We start from the raw sequence: 17,873 nt of genomic DNA, 5'->3' as shown, positions 1-17,873 counted from the left end.
CCCCGTCCTATGGCCAATGAGGGGCAGCGTCAGGATAGCGGAGCGGCCATGGCAGGCGACACGGCAAGACCCTCGGGGCGTGGCCCCGCCGATCGGGCGGTCGATCTGGCCCTGCGTGCCGCGATCGGCACCGTGATGGCCCTGCCCTACGAGCGGCGCGTCGCAGCGATGGGGGCGCTCACCGCGCGCGCGATCGGACCCCTCGCGGGCTATCGCCGCCGCGCCAGCGCAAATCTCGCGCTGATCTGGCCCGACCTCGCACCCGAGCGCCGCGCCACCCTTGCGCGCGCGGTCTGCGACAATCTCGGGCGTACCCTGATCGAGAACTACTCGGGAGCCGAGTTCGCCCGCGCCCTGCCCTCCGAACCGCAGCAATCCGATGGCATGGAAGCGGTTGCGCGTGCCCGCGCCGAAGGCCGTCCGGTGATCTTCGTCACCGGGCATTTCGGCAATCACGAAGCGCCCCGGCGCGTGCTCACCGGCATGGGCTACGACATCGGCGGGCTCTATCGCGAAATGTCGAACCGCTTCGTCAACGACCACTACGCGGCGACGATGCAGGACGTGTCGGGGCCGGTTTTCGCAAAAGGGCGTCGCGGTCTGACCGGGTTCCTGCGCCATCTCAAGGCGGGCGGCATGGCGACGATCCTGTTCGACCTGCACGACCGCGGTGGCGTCGAGATCGATTTCCTGGGTCGGCCCGCCCGCACCGCGCTGACCGCCGCCGAGCTTGCGCGGCGCTTCGATGCGCTGCTCGTGCCGTATTACGGCACCCGTCGCGCCGACGGCATCTCATTCGATGTGGCGGTCGAGGCCCCGATTCCACATGACGCACCGCTCGACATGATGCGCGAGGCGACCGCCCGGCTCGAGACGCGGGTGAGGCGCGATCCCGGACAATGGTTCTGGGTGCACAACCGGTGGAAGGCAGCCCGCCGCTAGGGCAGCCGCGCCGCAGCGAGGATCGCGCCCGGCCCCTCTTCCTGAACGATCACGGCGCCGGGCTGGTCGCCCTCGATCGGCGTCTCGATTTCGAGATCCTCGGTTCCGCTCCATCGCACCAGCAGACCCCATGACGTCACGATATTGGCATAGGTCAGATCGTGCCCCGCATTCTCGCCATTCTTGATCGAGACCTTTGCCTCGGGCATGAAACGCACGAGCTGCACCATCAGCGGTTCCGTATGATCGGTCATGCGTCGCGCCTTGATTCGCAGCAGCCCGCCATCGCGCTTGGCCTGCATCGTCACCGTCGCGGGCATCTCGGCGTGGTTCATCACCGCTTCCATCACCTTCATCGGCTTGGCCCCGACGATCCGCTCGACACCGCCGACCACGAATTGCGGCGTATAGACCATCCGTTCGCCCACGGCGGCAGCATAGGCCTTCTGACGCTTGGTGAAGCCCGGTTGGGCAAAGCTGTCGGCCCAGCCGATATAGTCCCAGTAATCGACATGCAGCCCCAGTGCGATGACGTCTTCCCGCGTGGCAAGGTCGCGCACCATCTGGTCGGCGGGCGGGCAGCTCGAACAGCCCTGCGAGGTGAACAGCTCGATCACCACCGGCGACTCGGCCCGGACCGGAGTGAAGGCAAGACAGGCCGCGCTGACCAAAGCCGCCAAGAATCCGCGCATGCCTTCTCTCCAATCCGAAATTACCCTGTCCGGTCTAAGCGGTTCCGCCCCTCCTTGCCAATCAAGCCGCCGCGAGAGCGACGTGCGCGAAACGCGAGGCGGCCGCATCTGGACATTTGTGTGCCGTTGTATACATAGACGGCGACGGCCTTGATCGCCTGCTGCCGTTGCGGCAGAACCGGGGCCAGACCCACAGCTCGCAGCCAGAAGGGACACTTCATGCCGATTCAAGTTGGCCAGGACAGCGCCAAGACCCGCCGGAAGCTCACGGTCGGGTCGCAGAGCCTGTCGTATTACTCGATTCCCGCCGCCACCGAGGCGGGCCTGGGCGATTTCGATCGCCTGCCGGCCGCGCTCAAGGTGGTGCTGGAGAACCTGCTGCGCTTCGAGGATGGCGGTTTCTCCGTCTCGACCGACGACATCAAGGCCTTTGCCGAGTGGGGCGCCAATGGCGGCAAGAACCCCCGCGAGATCGCCTACCGCCCGGCCCGCGTGCTGATGCAGGACTTCACCGGCGTTCCGGCGGTGGTCGACCTCGCCGCGATGCGCGACGGCATCAAGGCGCTGGGCGGCGACGCGCAGCTGATCAACCCGCTCAACCCGGTCGATCTGGTGATCGACCACTCGGTGATGATCGACGAGTTCGGCAACCCGCGCGCGTTCCAGATGAACGTCGACCGCGAATACGAGCGCAACATCGAGCGTTACCAGTTCCTGAAGTGGGGCCAGAAGGCGTTCCAGAACTTCCGCGTGGTGCCGCCGGGCACCGGTATCTGCCACCAGGTGAACCTCGAATACCTCGCGCAGGTGGTCTGGTCGGACAAGGACCAGAACGGTGAGGAAGTGGCCTATCCGGACACGCTCGTCGGCACCGACAGCCACACCACCATGGTCAACGGCGCGGCCGTTCTCGGCTGGGGCGTGGGCGGCATCGAGGCCGAGGCCGCAATGCTAGGCCAGCCGATCTCGATGCTGATCCCCGAGGTCATCGGCTTCAAGCTGACCGGCAAGATGGTCGAGGGCACCACCGCCACCGACCTCGTGCTGCGCGTCGTGAAGATGCTGCGCGAGAAGGGCGTGGTCGGCAAGTTCGTCGAATTCTACGGCGACGGCCTCGACAACGTGCCGCTGGCCGACCGTGCCACGATCGGCAACATGGCTCCCGAATACGGCGCCACCTGCGGCTTCTTCCCGATCGATCAGGAAACGCTGCGCTACATGGAGCAGACCGGCCGCGACAAGGATCGCATCGCGCTGGTCGAGGCCTATGCCAAGGAAAACGGCATGTGGCGCGACAAGGGCTACGAGCCGGTCTACACCGACACGCTCGAGCTCGACATGGGCACCGTCGTTCCCGCCATTTCGGGTCCGAAGCGCCCGCAGGACCACATCGCGCTCGACGAGGCCGCTCGTGCCTTCGGCGAATACGTGAAGGGCCAGCGCAAGGGCGAGGACACCTCGGCCAATTCCGAGATCCGCTGGGAAGGTGAAGGCGGCCAGCCCGAGCCGGTCGACATCCCCGGCGACGAGGGCCATCACAAGCGCGGCTTCGTGGAGACCGAGGACGGCCATTACCAGATGCATGACGGCTCGATCGTGATCGCCTCGATCACGTCCTGCACCAACACCTCGAACCCCTACGTGATGATCGGCGCGGGTCTCGTTGCCCGCAAGGCGCGCGAGCTGGGGCTGAACCGCAAGCCGTGGGTCAAGACCTCGCTGGCACCGGGCAGCCAGGTCGTGTCGCACTATCTCGAAGCGGCCGGGCTGCAGGACGATCTCGACGCGATCGGCTTCAACCTCGTCGGCTACGGCTGCACCACCTGCATCGGCAACTCGGGCCCGCTCGAGGCCGAGATCTCCAAGGCGATCAACGACAACGACCTGATCGCCACCTCGGTGCTCTCGGGCAACCGCAACTTCGAGGGCCGGATCAGCCCCGACGTGCGCGCCAACTACCTCGCCTCACCGCCGCTTGTGGTGGCCTACGCGCTGGTCGGCGACATGAATGTCGACATCACCCGCGAGCCGCTGGGTCAGGACAAGAACGGCAACGACGTCTACCTCAAGGACATCTGGCCGTCGCAGTCCGAGATCGCCCAGCTTGTCGAGAAGACCGTCACCCGCGAAGCGTTCCAGGAGAAATACGCCGACGTCTTCAAGGGCGACGAGAAGTGGCAGTCGGTCGAGACCCCCGACAGCGAGACCTATGACTGGCCCGCGACCTCGACCTACGTGCAGAACCCGCCCTATTTCCAGAACATGTCCAAGGAGCCGGGCCAGATCCACGACATCGAGGACGCCCGCGTTCTGGCGATCCTCGGCGACATGGTGACGACCGACCACATCTCGCCCGCCGGCTCCTTCAAGGAGACCACCCCGGCCGGCAAGTACCTGGTCGAGCGGCAGGTGCCGGTCCGCGAGTTCAACTCCTATGGTAGCCGCCGCGGCAACCACGAGGTGATGATGCGCGGTACCTTCGCCAACATCCGCATCCGCAACGAGATGCTGGACGGGGTCGAAGGCGGCTACACCAAGGGTCCCGACGGCAGCCAGATGGCGATCTACGACGCCGCCATGGCGTGGCAGGAACAGGGCAAGCCGCTCGTCATCTTCGGCGGCGAGCAGTACGGCGCAGGCTCCTCGCGCGACTGGGCCGCGAAGGGCACCGCCCTTCTGGGCGTGAAGGCGGTCATCGCCGAGAACTTCGAGCGCATCCACCGCTCGAACCTCGTCGGCATGGGCGTGATCCCGTTTGAGTTCACCGGCGGCGACACCCGCAAGTCGCTGGCCCTCACCGGCGAGGAGAGCGTATCGATCAAGGGCCTCTCCGACGTGAAGCCGTTGCAGGAAGTGACGGCGACGATCACCATGGGTGACGGCTCGACCAAGGAGGTTACGCTGCGCTGCCGGATCGATACGGCGGTGGAGATCGACTACATCAAGAACGGCGGCGTGCTGCACTACGTGCTGCGCAACCTCGCGCAGTCGGCCGCCTGATCCGTTTCGGATCGCGGCGCGGAAACAGACCGCCCCGGCCGATGGCCGGGGCGGTTTTTCTTCGGGAATCTGCGAACATGGAATGAAATCGACCGTTTCCTTCCGCTACTCCAACCCGGCGCCGTCGGGCAACGGTGGCAACTGCCGCAGATAGGCGATGACGGCGTCCAGATCCTCCTCCGTCATCCTGGCATAGTTGGCATAGGGCATCGGTGGCGACATCCGTTCGCCGTCCGGGCGCAGTCCCTGGGTGATCATCGCCCTCAGATCCTCGTCCGAATACTCCGCGACGCCGTCCTCGCCGGAAGTGATATTGGGCGAGATCACAGTGCCCCACGGCCCATGGAATTCGAACCCGCCCGCACCGGTATGCGTGTCGCTCATCGGGCCCTGCGGACCCATCGGCGAGTGGCATTCGATGCAATGCGCCACGGGCCCCGCCAGATAGGCACCGTACTCCACCGTTGCCCCGCGATCGGGCGCGCTCGCGCTCTCCACCGGGGGGCCGTAGCTAGGCGGTAGCGGAATGTCGTAGCGGCTTTCGCCCGGGTCGTTCTCCACGGCCGGGACCTGCCGCAGATAGATCACCATGCTCATTACGTCATCATCCGACAGCCCGCGATAGAGCGGGATCGGCATCGGCGGACCGATCACGCTACCATCGGGACGGATGCCCTCGCGGATCGCGCGGGCGAGTTCCGCGTCGGACCACTCCGCCACACGGCTCGCGGGCGTGATATTCGGCGCGATTGCGGTAAAATCGAGCGTTTCCTCGACCAAGCGACCGGAGAGATGCATGTCGGGCAGTGGTCCCTCGGGTCCCATCGGACTGTGGCAATTGCCGCAGGCGGCAGGCCCCTCGACGAGATAGGTCCCGCGTTCGAGCGTCGGTTCGGCCAGACCCCCCGTAGCGGCGAAAATGAGGGACGAACTCAGGAAACCGGAAACCTTCATGACAAACTCCCCATGATTGGCGGGAGCGTATCACGCGGGCGTGAGTTTACCTAGAGGCAGCCTGTTCCAGCGCGGGCTGCAACCGATCGGTGATGGCGCGCTGGGTCACCGGACCGGCCATGCGTTCGAGGATTCGTCCCTCGCCATCGACGACGAAGGTTTCCGGCACGCCATAGACACCCCAATCGCGCGCCACGCGGCCGTCATCTGTGCCGATGGCCTTGTAGGGGTCGCCCAGCTCGGCGAGAAAGGCCGCCGCGTTCCGCGGATCGTCCTTGTAGTTGATGCCGTAGACCGGCAGCCCGCCCTCGGCCAGTTCCGCGAGGTTCGGATGCTCGACCCGGCAAGGCGCGCACCAGCTGGCCCAGAAGTTCACCAGCTTGACCTCGCCATCGGCGAGCACGGCCGGATCGAAAGGTGGCTTGCCGGACAGGGTTCCCGTTTCGGTCAACGGCGCCTCGCGGCCGATCAGGGCCGACGGCAGCTCGTCGGGGTTGTCGCGCAGCATGCCGGCGGCGAATAACCCGGCCAGCGCCGCGAAGATCGCCGGGGGCAGGATGATCAGGGGCGAGATCCTAGCCATGGTCGCGCTCGGTCCTTTCCAGTTCGGCCCGAACCTTGCGGTCGCGCCTGACGCTCCACCAGACCAGACCTGCCAGCGCCGCGAGGCTGATGCCCCAGGCCGAGATCACCTCGGCCGCGTATTTGCCCAGATCCATCATGCGCGCACCGGCTCGACCCGGCGGGCGCGGGCCCGCAGGGCCGCGATGCGGCGGGCGCGGATCTCGGTGCCGGTGCGCAACAGCACCAACGCGAGGAACAGCAACACGAAGCCTGCCATGCAGACGAGCAGCGGCACCCAGAACACGTCGGCCACGTTCTCCTGCTTGTCGAGCGACAGCGAGGCGCCCTGATGCAGCCCCTGGTTCCAGAAGTTCACGGCGTATCGCGACAGGATCGCGAAGACCGAGCCGACGAGGCAGAGCACCGATGTCAGATCGGCGGCGCTGTCGGGGTCGGGAATCGCGGTCCAGAGCGCGATGTAGCCGAGATAGAACAGGAACAGGATCAGGAACGAGGTCAGCCGCGGGTCCCAAGCCCACCATGTGCCCCACATCGGCTGGCCCCAGATCGCGCCGGTGATCAGCGCGATCACCGTCATCACCATGCCTACCGGCGCCGCCGCACGGGCCGCAAGCGCGCTGACGTGATGCCTGCGGATCAGCCAGATCAGCGAGGCCACGAGCATCATCAGCCAGGCATTGATCGCCATCAGCGCCGAGGGGACATGCAGGTAGATGATCTTCACCGAGGAGCCGAAACGCTCGGCCTCGGGCGTGAAGAAGAATCCCCAGACCAGCCCGACCGCCAGAACGGCGGCGGCGAGCCACATGAGCCACGGCACCCAAGGGGCCGTCGTGTCGAGGAACTTCCTCGGATTGGCGTAGGACCAGATCGACATGACTTTTCCTATCCTGCCGCGCAAGACGGCTCAATGCCCGGCTGCGTCAACGCAACGTGACCCGTAGCGCGGCGGCCGTGGCGAATGGCAGCAAGGCCGCACAGCCCAGCCCGATGCCCGCGAGCAGCATGAGCGGCGTGGCCGCCGGCAGGCCCTCGGCCCCGCGTCGGGCCGCCTCGGCGCCGAAGATGAGGATCGGCACGTAGAGCGGCAGCACGATCAGCGACAGCAGGAGGCCACCCCGGCGCAGCCCCACGGTCAGAGCGGCACCGAAGGTCCCGATCAGCGACAGCGCCGGGGTACCGATGGCCAGCGACACCAGCAGCCAAGGCATCGCCTCTCCCGGCAGATGCAGCAGCACGCCCAGCAGCGGCGCCGCGACGACAAGTGGCAGCCCGGTGGTGATCCAGTGCGCCAGAGCCTTGGCCAGCGCCAGCATCTCCAGCGGCAGCGGCGCCGTGGCGAGAAGCGGCAGCGAGCCATCCTCGTGATCGAGTGCGAAGATCCGATCGAGCGACAGGAGTGCCGCGAGCAACGCCGCGACCCACAGGATGCCCGGCGCGATGCGCGCGAGTATCGCCGTTTCCGGCCCCACGCCGAATGGCACCAGCACCACCACGATGAGAAAGAAGGCAAGGCCGAGGCCGAAGCCGCCACCGGCGCGCACGGCGAGCCGCAGATCTCGCGCGAGAAGTGCTCTCACAGGAACGCCTCGTCGGAGCCACCCTGCGCCTCCAGCGCGGCACGGTGCGGCGTCAGATCCAGAACCGGGAGATCGAGGCCGAGATCGATATGGGTAGCGATCACGGCGATACCGCCACGCACGAGATGGCGATCCCGCAGGAAAAACGCAAAGCGCTTTACGGAAAAAGCGTCGAGCGAAACGGTGGGTTCGTCGAGCAGCAGCACCTCGCGGCCGATCACCGCGAGCCGGGCAAGGCCGAGCCTGCGGCCCTGCCCGGCCGAAAGCGTCCCGGCCGGACGATCCCGCAGATCCTCGAGATCGAAGAGTTCGAACACGTCAGCGGGCAACTCGGTGCGGTAGAGATCGGCCCAGAAGCGCAGCGTCTCGGCGACGGTGAGCGCGGGCTTGATGCCGTCGGCGTGGCTGGCATATCCGGCGCGCTCCCCCGCACCCGCGATCTGGCCGGAGAGCTGTGGTTGAAGCCCCGCGATGGTTCGCAGGAGCGTCGTCTTGCCAATGCCATTGGCGCCGCGCAGTACGAGGCCCTGCCCCGGCGAGAGGCGGAACGACACGCCGGTGAGCACCGGCATGCCGCCGCGCTCGACCGCGAGGTCGGTGACGACGAGGTCGGTCAGACCGGCAGCAGCGCGACCGCGACGCGCCGCCCCTCCGACAAGAGCACGTTGTATGTGCGGCAGGCGGCCGGCGTGGCCATGGTCTCGACGCCGATCCCCGCCTCCTCCAGCCGGTCGCGGAATGTACGTGGCGCATGGGCGATCTCGGCGCCGGTGCCGACGAAGAGCACGTCGACGCGACCCACGAGCGCCAGAACGGCGTCGAGGTCCTCGTAACCGCCCCAGCTCCTGAGACCGGTCGGCGCGAGCGTCACCGCGCCCTCGACCACCTTGCCGCCGATCCGGAAGTAGCCCGGACCGTAGCCGTCGATGGGCATCGAGTCGTCGTAGTCGATCTCGGTCAACCGCATGGCCGCGCCTCCCCCTTCATCTTTCCCAAAATACGCAGATCCGACGCCGCGACCTGCTCAGGCGTCGATATTCGCGAACTGCGTCCCCGCCTTCGGATCGTCCTTCTTGTCCCAATCGCGCTTCACGCCAAGCATCAGCACGATGTTCTTGGCGACGTAGATCGAGGAATAGGTCCCGACCAGAACGCCCCAGAAGATCGCGAAGACAAAGCCACGGATCACGTCGCCGCCCAGCACGATCAGCGCCAGCAGCGCCAGAAGCGTGGTGCCGGAGGTCATCACGGTCCGGCTCAGCGTCTCATTGGCCGAAAGGTTGAGCAGGTCGCGCAGCGGCATGGTCTTGTATTTGCGCAGGTTCTCGCGGGCCCGGTCGAACACCACCACGGTGTCGTTGATCGAATAGCCGACGATGGTCAGCAGCGCCGCGATGATCGCGAGGTCGAACTTGATCTGGATCGCCGCGAACAGGCCGATCGTCAGCACCACGTCATGCACCAGTGCCGCGAGCGCCCCCACCGCGAACTGCCACTCGAAGCGAAGCCAGATATAGAACAGGATCGCCACGAGCGAACCCAGAACTGCGAAGATCGCGGACTGGATCAGCTCGCCCGAGACCTTCGGGCCAACGCTTTCGACGCTCGGAAAGGTGATGGTCGGATCGACGCCTTGCAGCGCTGTCTCGACCGCGGCGATGGTCTCGGCGCTGACGGCCTCGGCGCCTTCCTGCGCCTGGATCCGTACCGAGGCCACGTTCTTGTCGTCGCCGAAGGACGGGTCGAACACCTCGGTGATGATGACGTCACCGAGATCCAGCGGCGCGATCGCCTGTCGGTAGGCCGCGACGTCGACCGGGTTCTCGGCCTCGGTGCGGATCGTGGTGCCGCCCTGGAAATCGATGCCGAAGTTCAGCCCCATCGCGAAGAACAGCACGACGCTGGCGATCATCGCCAGGATCGAGGCGCCGAAGGTGATCCGTGCGGCGCGGAAGAAATCGATCTTGGTGTTGTCAGGTACGATGCGCAAACGCATGTCAGACCTCGATTGTTTTGGGGCGTCGGCGTTCGAACCAGATCACGATCAGCAGCCGCGTCACGAAGATCGCGGTGAAGACCGAGGTCAGGATACCGAGGCCGAGGGTGACGGCGAAACCACGTACCGGGCCGGAGCCCACGAGAAACAGGATCAACGCGGTGATCAGGGTGGTGATGTTGCCGTCGAGGATCGCCGAAAGCGCCTTTTCGTAGCCCAGATCGATGGCACGGGCCGGACCACGCGCGGTCTTGAGTTCCTCGCGGATGCGCTCGTAGACCAGCACGTTCGCGTCCACCGCCATGCCCATGGTGAGCACGATGCCGGCGATGCCCGGCAGGGTCAGCGTGGCGCCGAGGATCGACAGCACCGCGAAGATCAGGATCATGTTGATGGTCAGCGCCACGGTGGCGAAGACGCCGAACAGGCCGTAGGTCAGGATCATGAAGACGATGACGGCGAGCGCGCCGACGATGGCCGCGATCTTGCCGGCCGCGATGCTGTCGGCACCAAGTTCCGGCCCGATCGTCCGCTCTTCGAGGAATTCGAGACCGGCGGGCAGCGCCCCGGCCCGAAGCAGCACCGCGAGCTGGGTCGATTCCTCGACCGTGAAGTTGCCGGTGATGATGCCAGATCCGCCGGGAATGTGGCTCTGGATGACGGGGGCGGAGATCACCTCCTCGTCGAGCACGATGGCGAAGGGCGAGCCGATGTTCTCGGCCGTGTAGTCGCCGAAGGCGCGGGCGCCGGTCGGATTGAAGCGGAAGTTCACCGCCGGACGGCCGTTCTGGTCGAAGGCGGGCTGGGCATCGACAAGTTCCTCGCCCGACACCACGGGGTTGCGCTCGAGGATGTAGTAGACGCCCTCTTCGTCGAGCGAGGGCAGGATCTCGTTGTTGGGGCCGGGGCTTTCATTGGCGTCGCCGGTCCGCGACACGACCGGCTGGAAAGTCAGCTGCGCGGTCGTGCCGATGATTTCCTTGACCTCCTCGGCCGAGCCGACGCCCGGTACCTCGATCAGGATGCGGTCCTCGCCCTGGCGCTGGATCGTCGGCTCGCGGGTACCGACCTCGTCGATCCGGCGACGCACGATCTCAAGCGCCTGGCGGATGGTACGGTCATCGGTGGCGGCGCGCTCTGCCTCGCTCAGCGTGACGATGATCTCGGCGCCGTCGGCGCGTACCTCGATATCGTCGGCGCCGCCGCCGGTCAGGCTTTGGATCGGTGTGGCGAGGCCGCGCACGATCTCGAGCGCGGCGGCCGCCTGATCGGCATTGGAGATACGCACCCGCAGCTCGGTCGGATCACCGCCCTCTTCGCGGGTCACGAAGCCCACCGTGTCGCGCCGGGCCGCGAGCGCGTCGCGCACCTCGGGCCACATCGCCTCCATGCGCGCGGCATAGACCTCTTCGACCTGCACCTCGGCCAGAAGATGGGCGCCGCCCCGCAGGTCGAGCCCGAGATTGACGAGGCCCGAGGGCATCCATTCGGGCCAGAGGCCGGCATCGGCCTCGAGCTCGGCATTGGTCTGGCCGGTCTCGATCACGGCACGGGCGTCGTTCGCGGTCTCGACCCTGTCGTAGAACAGGTTCGGCAACGCGAAGAACAGCCCGCCCAGGCAGACCAGCCAGATCAGCACCCGGCGCCAGGTGGAGATGTGCATCATGTCGTTCGTCCTCTGGCGCGGGGCCGGATCGGGAAGATCAGGCCTTGGCCGGTTCGGTCTTCGAAGTCACGGTGGCGATGGTCGAGCGGACCACGCGAACGTTCACGCCCTGCGCGATCTCGACCTCGATCTCGTTGCTGTCGTCGCGGACCTTGACCACCTTGCCGATCACGCCGCCCTGGGTGATCACCTGGTCGCCGCGGCGCAGCGCCGCCACCATCTTCTGGTGTTCTTTCAGCTTCTTCTGCTGCGGGCGGATCAGGAAGAACCACATGATCGCGAAGATCAGGATCAGCGGGATGAAAGATTCGATGCCTTGCATGGCGGTCCTTTGCGTCGGTCCGGGGCGCGCTCTGTTTGCGGGCCTTTGAAAAAGTCGCGGCACCCTACTGCCGGGTCCGGTGATTGTCCACCGCGGCCCCGGCGTCGCGCGGGGCCGGTTTCGCGGTTCACAAGCGCGGGCGTTTCGGTCCATATGGGCGCGGCCCCCGGGCCCTGAAACCCCCTATCACGGACGAGACAATGCACGACATCCGCGCCATCCGCGACAATCCCGACGCCTTCGACGCCGCCTTGGCCCGCCGCGGGGTGTCTCCGGTGTCGTCGCAGATCCTGGCGCTCGATGACGCGCGCCGGGCCAAGATCCACGCCGCCGAGACCGCCAAGGCCGGCCAGAACCGCGCCTCGAAGGAAGTCGGCGCCGCCAAGGGGCGCGGCGATGAGGCCGAATTCGAGCGGCTGCGCGCCCTGGTGGCCGAAAAGAAGGCCGAGATCGCCCGGCTGAACGACGAGGCGCAGGCCGAGGACGAGGCGCTGCGGCAGCTGCTGCTGACCATTCCAAACCTGCCTGCCGATGACGTGCCCGCCGGCACCAGCGAGGACGACAACGTCGAGATCAAGCGCCACGGCACGCCGCGGCAGTTCAACTATGCCCCCAAGGAGCATTACGAGCTGCCCGCCGTGCAGGACGGCATGGATTTCGAGGTCGCGGCCAAGCTCTCGGGCTCGCGCTTCGTGGTGCTGTCGGGCGGGGTCGCGCGGCTGCACCGGGCCTTGGCGCAATTCATGCTCGACACCCATGTCGAGGAGCACGGGCTGACCGAGACGATGACTCCGGTGCTAGTCCGGGAAGAAGCGATGTACGGCACCGGCCAGCTGCCGAAATTCGGCGAGGACAGCTACCAGACCACCACCGGCTGGTGGCTGATCCCGACTGCCGAGGTGACGCTGACCAACCTCGTGGCCGATGCGATGATCGAGGCTTCCTACCTGCCGCGCCGCTACGTGGCCGACACCCAGTGTTTCCGCTCGGAAGCCGGCAGCGCCGGGCGCGACACCTCCGGCATGCTGCGCCAGCATCAGTTCGAGAAGGTCGAGATGGTCTCGGTGACGCATCCCGACGAGTCGGATGCCGAGCAGCAGCGGATGCTGGGATGCGCCGAGGCGATCCTCGAGAAGCTGGGCCTGCCCTACCGCACCATGCTGCTCTGCGCGGGCGACATGGGCGCCGGCGCACGGCGCACCTATGACATCGAGGTCTGGCTGCCCGGTCAGGACCGCTACCGCGAGATCAGCTCGGTCTCGACCTGCGGCGATTACCAGGCGCGGCGGATGAACGCGCGGTTCCGCCCCGAGGGCGGTGCCAAGCCCGAATTCGTTCATACGCTGAACGGGTCGGGCCTCGCGGTGGGGCGCACCCTGATCGCGGTGCTCGAGAACGGTCAGGAAGAGGATGGCTCGGTGACGCTGCCCGAGGTGCTGCATGGCTATCTCGGTGGGCGCAACCGGCTCTCGGCGACCGGCGAACTGATCCGCGACTGATTGCCTCTTGCCGCCGAAATTCGCGCCGCCCGGTTGAACCACCGGGCGGCGCGATGCGTAATGAGGGCATGAAAACCCTCATCTCATGGGCCGTTCTCGCCCTTTCCCTCGCCTTCGCGGCGGCGCCCCTCGTGACATCGCCCTTCACCGGCTTCACCGCCGAACAGCTGCCCAACCCGCAGATCGACCCGCCGGTGCAGCCGGCTGGCTGGGCCTTCTCGATCTGGGGACTGATCTATCTCTGGCTCATCGTCTCCGCGGGCTACGGTCTGTGGCGTCGCGCGGCAGCCGAGGACTGGCACAGCATGCGGCTGCCGCTTCTGGTGGCGCTCGCGGTGGGTGTGCCGTGGCTCGCCATCGCGAATGCCAGCGCGATCTGGGCCACGACCACGATCTTCATAATGGCAGCCGGCGCCATCGGTGCGTTTCTGGCCGCGCCGGAGCGGGACGTCTGGCTCGCCCGGGTGCCGATGGGGCTCTTCGCCGGCTGGCTTTCTGCCGCGAGCTTCGTGTCGCTGGGCTCCACGGCGGCAGGCTACGGCCTGTTCATGGGGCAGACCGGCTGGGCGATCCTGTGCGTGATCCTCGCCACCTTGCTCGCGCTCGTCGTGCAATCGCGGCGGCCGCGCGCGGCCTCCTACGGGCTTACGGTCTCCTGGGCCCTGTTCGCGATCGTCGTTGCCAATGGGCTGAACATTCCAGGCCTGATCGCCTTCGCGAGCCTCGCGGCCATGCTCGGGGCACTGGCCCTAGCACGACGCGTCGCAAGCTAGCCCCACCTCACCCAGTCGAATAGGCCAAAGAAAAGAGCGCCTTGCGGCGCTCTCTTCACATCAATCCTTGAGATGTTTCCGTAGCCTAGAAGGCTGCGCCTTCTTGCGGTTTTGATACGGGTTCTTCTTGCCCTGATCGCGCAGGAACAACCGGATCGGCGTTCCCGGCATGTCAAAGTCGTTCCGCAAGCCATTGACGAGATAACGGGAATAGCTCTCGGGCACCGCGTCGGGATGCGAGGTCATCACCACGAAAGCAGGGGGCCGGGTCTTAGCCTGGGTGACGTAACGCATCTTGATACGGCGGCCGCCCGGCGCGGGCGGCGGGTGCTGCTCCAGCATGCCGACCAGCCAGCGGTTGAGCTGCGCGGTCGAAACGCGACGATTCCAGACTTCGTGCGCTCGCAGGATCGCGTCGTGCAGCCGCTCGAGCCCCCGGCCGGTCTTGGCCGAAACCGTCACCAGCGGCGCGCCACGCAGCTGCGGCAGCAGTCGCTCGAAGCTTTCCTTCAACTCGCGCAGCTTGTCCTGCTTCTCGTCCTCGAGGTCCCACTTGTTGACCGCGATCACCACGGCGCGGCCCTCGCGCTCGGCCAGATCGGCGATGCGAAGGTCCTGCTGCTCGAAGGGGATTTCCACGTCGAGAAGCACTACCACGACCTCGGCGAACTTCACCGCGCGCAGGCCGTCGGACACCGAAAGCTTCTCGAGCTTTTCCTGAACCTTGGCCCGCTTTCGCATGCCCGCCGTGTCGAAGATCCGGAACGGCGTGCCGTTCCAGTCGATGGCAAGCGAGATCGCGTCGCGGGTGATCCCGGCCTCCGGGCCGGTGAGCAGCCGCTCCTCGCCCAGGATCTTGTTGATCAGCGTCGATTTTCCGGCGTTGGGGCGGCCCACCACGGCCACCTGCAGGGGGCGATCGACGGTCGGCGCCCAAGGCGCATCCTCGTCGGTTTCGCCCTCTTCGTCGACATCGACATCCATTACCGGCGCGTCTTCCTCGGCGCGGGCCTCGAATTCACCGGCCAGCGGCTCCAGCATCGCCAGAAGCTCGCTCATCCCCTCGCCATGCTCGGCCGAAAGGCCCAGCGGCTCGCCCAGCCCTAGCGCATAGGCCTCGAGCAGACCGCCCTGGCCGGCGCGGCCTTCGGCCTTGTTGGCGGCGAGGATCACGTGCTTGGCCCGCTTACGCAGGATGTCGGCAAAGATCTCGTCGGCCGGCAGCACGCCGGCGCGGGCGTCGATCATGAACAGACAGACATCGGCCATGTCCACCGCGCGCTCGGTCAGGCGCCGCATCCGGCCTTGCAGGCTTTCGTCCGTGGCGATCTCGAGGCCGGCGGTGTCGATCACGGTAAAGCGCAGCGGTCCGAGCTTCGCCGGACCCTCGCGCAGGTCGCGGGTGACGCCGGGCTGGTCGTCCACCAGAGCCAGCTTGCGCCCGACGAGGCGGTTGAACAGCGTGGACTTGCCGACATTGGGCCGTCCGACGATGGCGAGGGTGAAGCTCATCTCAGGGTCTTTCGCGTGCGGAAGAGGGCCCCATACACCGATTGCGCGTCAACGGAAAGCGGCAAGCGACCCGTCGGAGGTCACGACGTAGAGGATCCCCCCCGCGACCACAGGGGCCGAGGCAGCGCCGCCTTCGAGCGGCGTCTGTCGCATCAGCTGCCCGGCCAGGGGATCGAACTCGCGGATCAGGCCATCGGAACCCGCGACGATCAGGCGGCCACCGGCCAGGAGCGGGCCGTAATGGGCGATCCGGGTGTCACGACGCAAGAAACCCTGTGGCGCGCCTTCCGGCAGGTCGACCCGCCACAGCGCAGCGCCGGTCGCGGCGTCGAGCCGCACCAGCTGGTTCACGTCGTTGAGCAGGAACAGCGAGCCGCCGGCGGGAACCACGGGCGAGATCGCTCCGTCGGGTGCGCTCCACAGCGTCTCACCGGTGAAATCGTCGATTGCCGACATTCGGCCAGAGGCATTGCCCACATAGACCCGCCCGTCCTCGAGCACCGGATCGCCCGAAATGCCGTTCGCCGCGAGTGCGGCGGCGGCGCCGGGGCGGCGGCCCGCGACAACGGCGGACCAGCGCTGGCGACCGCTTTCGGGGAAGGTGCCGACAACCTCGCCCGAGGTGAAGGGAAACACCGCGAGGTCACCGTCCACGGCGGGGCCGGCGCCGCCATCGTAGCGCTGCAGGTCTTCGACCCCCGAAATCTGCCATTTGACCCGGCCCGTCCGTGTGTCTAGCGCGAGGCCGCGCCCGTCGCGCGATACGGCATAGACGGTGCCGTTCGCCACGGCTGGCGCTCCTGCGCCCGGCGCACCGAGATCCTGGGTCCAGAGCCGGGCCCCGGTTTCGGCGTCGAGCGCCACCAGCTCGCCGAAACCGGTGACAGCGTAAAGCCGTGCCCCGTCCGTGGCGAGACCGCCGCCCGAGGCCTGCCCCGCCGCGTCGGCGGCCGGTACGAGCGCACGCTGCCAAAGCAGGGCCCCGTTTGTGCCCAGCGCCGCAACGCCGGCCTCGGCATCCATGACGAAGACGCGGCCGCCCGCGACGACCGGCTCGGCGGTGATGCGCAGGCGCCGCGTCTCGGCGGCACCGAACCTGGTATTGAACAGCGGTGTCAGCTGCGCGCCGAGCGCCGGGTGGGCGATGTCGCGATCCGCGCCGCCACCGCGCTGCGGCCAATCGGCATTGGCGACGGGGGCCGTAAGCGAAAGGGCCGCAGCGGTGCCGCCTGCCGCTTCGGCAGCGCCGGGGATCGCCACGCCGATGCGCGTGCCGGGCAGCCGTACTTCCGGCTGGCTACAGGCCGCAAGAAGGGCCAGCGCCCCCGCTCCGATGACTCCGCTGCGACGCATGACTGCCCCTCGCCCCTATTCGTGGTTACCTGCGACCTGTCCCGGTCGCTTTTCGATCATTCGGCCGGGGCCGCCGTTGCGGCCGCGTCCTCGGGCGGGACGCCCAGCGCAACCATCAAGCTTGCGGCGCGGTCGCGCAAGTCCGGTGTCGTCTCGGCATCTTCCATGATGGCGCGCAGCTGGTCGAGGGCCGCATCCTGCTCGCCCTGCGCCAGCCGGACGAGGGCGATCTGCTCGAGCGCGAGCATGCGGAACGGCGCGCCGGGCGCCGACAGCGCCTCGAGCGCCAAGAGCTTGTCCTCGGGCGAGCGGCCGGCATCGATCAGGACCGATTTCAGCGCCGCGAGATCGCGGTAGATCTCGGCGACCTCGCCATTGCCGACCAGCGCATCGAGCGTGGCCACGGCGGCCTCGGCATCACCCGCGGCCTGCTGCTCCGCGGCGAGCGCCAGTTGCGGGACCACGGCATCGCCGGATTGCGCCGCGATCGGTGCCAGGGCCTCGGCGCGCGCGGCGGCCTCCGGCTCGGCCAGAGCGGCGAGGAGCGCGTCCCCCCGCGCCTGCGCCTCGGCGGCGATCTGCGACTGGCGCCATTCATAGACCGCCGCGCCGCCGACGATCAGCACGACGATGGCGAGACCGATCCAGCCATAGCGCCGCAGCAGGTGGAACAGCCGGTCGCGCCGGACTTCTTCGCTGACCTCGTCGATGAAGCTGTCGGGATTGCTCACGCCTCGTCTCCCCTTCGGGTTGCGCCTGGGCGCCATGTCGGATCGGGCCTGTCTTATCGTGAAGCCATGCGCGGGGACAAGGGCCGCGCGGCGACGGCAAGTTGCCCCCGTGACCCCATGTCGCGTCTACGAAATGTGCATTGAGTAGGATGCCGCCGAATCGTAGTTTGAACCGGACAGTTCAGTGCGTCGCGACGCTTCGTGCTTTCCCGGCACCAAGTTATCATCGCCTCGTCGACAGGGCGTGCGGGCGCCCCGAAAGGAACCT

18 protein-coding genes are annotated in these 17,873 nt (G+C 67.3%); 4 read left to right on the top strand and 14 right to left on the bottom strand.

Annotation, left to right across the window (positions count from 1 at the left end; genetic code table 11):
• Positions 1-48: 48 nt before the first annotated feature.
• Positions 49-942, top strand: coding sequence for a lysophospholipid acyltransferase family protein (locus O4G76_RS15120; protein ID WP_269398101.1), 894 nt, complete (start codon positions 49-51; stop codon positions 940-942).
• Here O4G76_RS15120 and O4G76_RS15115 read toward each other — a convergent pair.
• Positions 939-1,634, bottom strand: coding sequence for a thioredoxin family protein (locus O4G76_RS15115; protein WP_269398100.1), 696 nt, complete (start codon positions 1,632-1,634; stop codon positions 939-941). The two genes, O4G76_RS15120 and O4G76_RS15115, sit on opposite strands and share 4 nt — an antisense overlap.
• Before the next feature lie 219 nt (positions 1,635-1,853).
• On the opposite strand from O4G76_RS15115, the gene acnA reads away from it, so the two are divergent.
• Entirely contained in the window at positions 1,854-4,634 is a 2,781-nt protein-coding gene (gene acnA, locus O4G76_RS15110) for an aconitate hydratase AcnA (protein ID WP_269398099.1), read from the top strand.
• Between the two features lie 105 nt (positions 4,635-4,739).
• Here acnA and O4G76_RS15105 read toward each other — a convergent pair whose 3' ends face one another.
• From O4G76_RS15105 to yajC, 10 genes are read right to left on the bottom strand one after another with little or no spacing between them, the layout of a single operon-like run.
• Entirely contained in the window at positions 4,740-5,588 is an 849-nt protein-coding gene (locus O4G76_RS15105) for a c-type cytochrome (protein ID WP_269398098.1), read from the bottom strand.
• Between the two features lie 46 nt (positions 5,589-5,634).
• Entirely contained in the window at positions 5,635-6,171 is a 537-nt protein-coding gene (locus O4G76_RS15100; protein ID WP_269398097.1) for a DsbE family thiol:disulfide interchange protein, read from the bottom strand.
• Entirely contained in the window at positions 6,164-6,310 is a 147-nt protein-coding gene (gene ccmD, locus O4G76_RS15095; protein WP_242665620.1) for a heme exporter protein CcmD, read from the bottom strand. Before ccmD ends, O4G76_RS15100 begins: the two co-directional genes overlap by 8 nt.
• Positions 6,307-7,050 (bottom strand): heme ABC transporter permease CcmC, encoded by a 744-nt coding sequence (ccmC, locus tag O4G76_RS15090; protein ID WP_269398096.1) that lies wholly within the window; start codon positions 7,048-7,050, stop codon positions 6,307-6,309. Before ccmC ends, ccmD begins: the two co-directional genes overlap by 4 nt.
• Positions 7,051-7,096: 46 nt before the next feature.
• Positions 7,097-7,753: a heme exporter protein CcmB gene (gene ccmB, locus O4G76_RS15085; RefSeq protein WP_085897470.1), complete on the bottom strand. Its 657-nt coding sequence runs from the start codon at positions 7,751-7,753 to the stop codon at positions 7,097-7,099.
• Positions 7,750-8,370: a heme ABC exporter ATP-binding protein CcmA gene (gene ccmA, locus O4G76_RS15080; RefSeq protein ID WP_269398139.1), complete on the bottom strand. Its 621-nt coding sequence runs from the start codon at positions 8,368-8,370 to the stop codon at positions 7,750-7,752. The genes ccmB and ccmA overlap by 4 nt, the downstream gene beginning before the upstream one ends.
• Positions 8,367-8,720, bottom strand: coding sequence for an Mth938-like domain-containing protein (locus tag O4G76_RS15075; protein ID WP_269398095.1), 354 nt, complete (start codon positions 8,718-8,720; stop codon positions 8,367-8,369). Before O4G76_RS15075 ends, ccmA begins: the two co-directional genes overlap by 4 nt.
• A gap of 57 nt (positions 8,721-8,777) precedes the next feature.
• Positions 8,778-9,749 (bottom strand): protein translocase subunit SecF, encoded by a 972-nt coding sequence (secF, locus tag O4G76_RS15070; protein ID WP_269398094.1) that lies wholly within the window; start codon positions 9,747-9,749, stop codon positions 8,778-8,780.
• Between the two features lies 1 nt (position 9,750).
• Positions 9,751-11,415 carry a protein translocase subunit SecD gene (secD, locus tag O4G76_RS15065; protein WP_269398093.1) on the bottom strand — a complete coding sequence of 555 codons (1,665 nt, stop codon included), beginning with the start codon at positions 11,413-11,415 and terminating at the stop codon, positions 9,751-9,753.
• Between the two features lie 37 nt (positions 11,416-11,452).
• Positions 11,453-11,737 carry a preprotein translocase subunit YajC gene (gene yajC / locus O4G76_RS15060; RefSeq protein WP_085897475.1) on the bottom strand — a complete coding sequence of 95 codons (285 nt, stop codon included), beginning with the start codon at positions 11,735-11,737 and terminating at the stop codon, positions 11,453-11,455.
• A 200-nt stretch (positions 11,738-11,937) separates the two neighbouring features.
• Here yajC and serS point away from each other — a divergent pair, with 200 nt between their 5' ends.
• Positions 11,938-13,236 (top strand): serine--tRNA ligase, encoded by a 1,299-nt coding sequence (serS, locus tag O4G76_RS15055; RefSeq protein ID WP_269398092.1) that lies wholly within the window; start codon positions 11,938-11,940, stop codon positions 13,234-13,236.
• Positions 13,237-13,304: 68 nt separating this feature from the next.
• A complete protein-coding gene (locus O4G76_RS15050) occupies positions 13,305-14,009 on the top strand; it encodes a hypothetical protein (protein WP_269398091.1) in 705 nt (234 codons plus the stop codon).
• Positions 14,010-14,069: 60 nt separating this feature from the next.
• Here O4G76_RS15050 and der read toward each other — a convergent pair whose 3' ends face one another.
• From der to O4G76_RS15035, 3 genes are read right to left on the bottom strand one after another with little or no spacing between them, the layout of a single operon-like run.
• On the bottom strand, positions 14,070-15,521 hold the full coding sequence (der, locus tag O4G76_RS15045; protein WP_269398090.1) for a ribosome biogenesis GTPase Der: 1,452 nt from the start codon (positions 15,519-15,521) through the stop codon (positions 14,070-14,072).
• A 48-nt stretch (positions 15,522-15,569) separates the two neighbouring features.
• Positions 15,570-16,874 (bottom strand): PQQ-like beta-propeller repeat protein, encoded by a 1,305-nt coding sequence (locus tag O4G76_RS15040; protein ID WP_269398089.1) that lies wholly within the window; start codon positions 16,872-16,874, stop codon positions 15,570-15,572.
• A gap of 56 nt (positions 16,875-16,930) precedes the next feature.
• On the bottom strand, positions 16,931-17,605 hold the full coding sequence (locus O4G76_RS15035; protein ID WP_269398088.1) for a tetratricopeptide repeat protein: 675 nt from the start codon (positions 17,603-17,605) through the stop codon (positions 16,931-16,933).
• Positions 17,606-17,873: the final 268 nt, after the last annotated feature.

Source organism: Limimaricola sp. G21655-S1 (assembly GCF_027213785.1).
GTDB lineage: Bacteria > Pseudomonadota > Alphaproteobacteria > Rhodobacterales > Rhodobacteraceae > Limimaricola.
The sequence above is the reverse complement of the archived record's forward strand: the minus strand, read 5'-3'. Positions and strand labels throughout refer to the sequence as shown.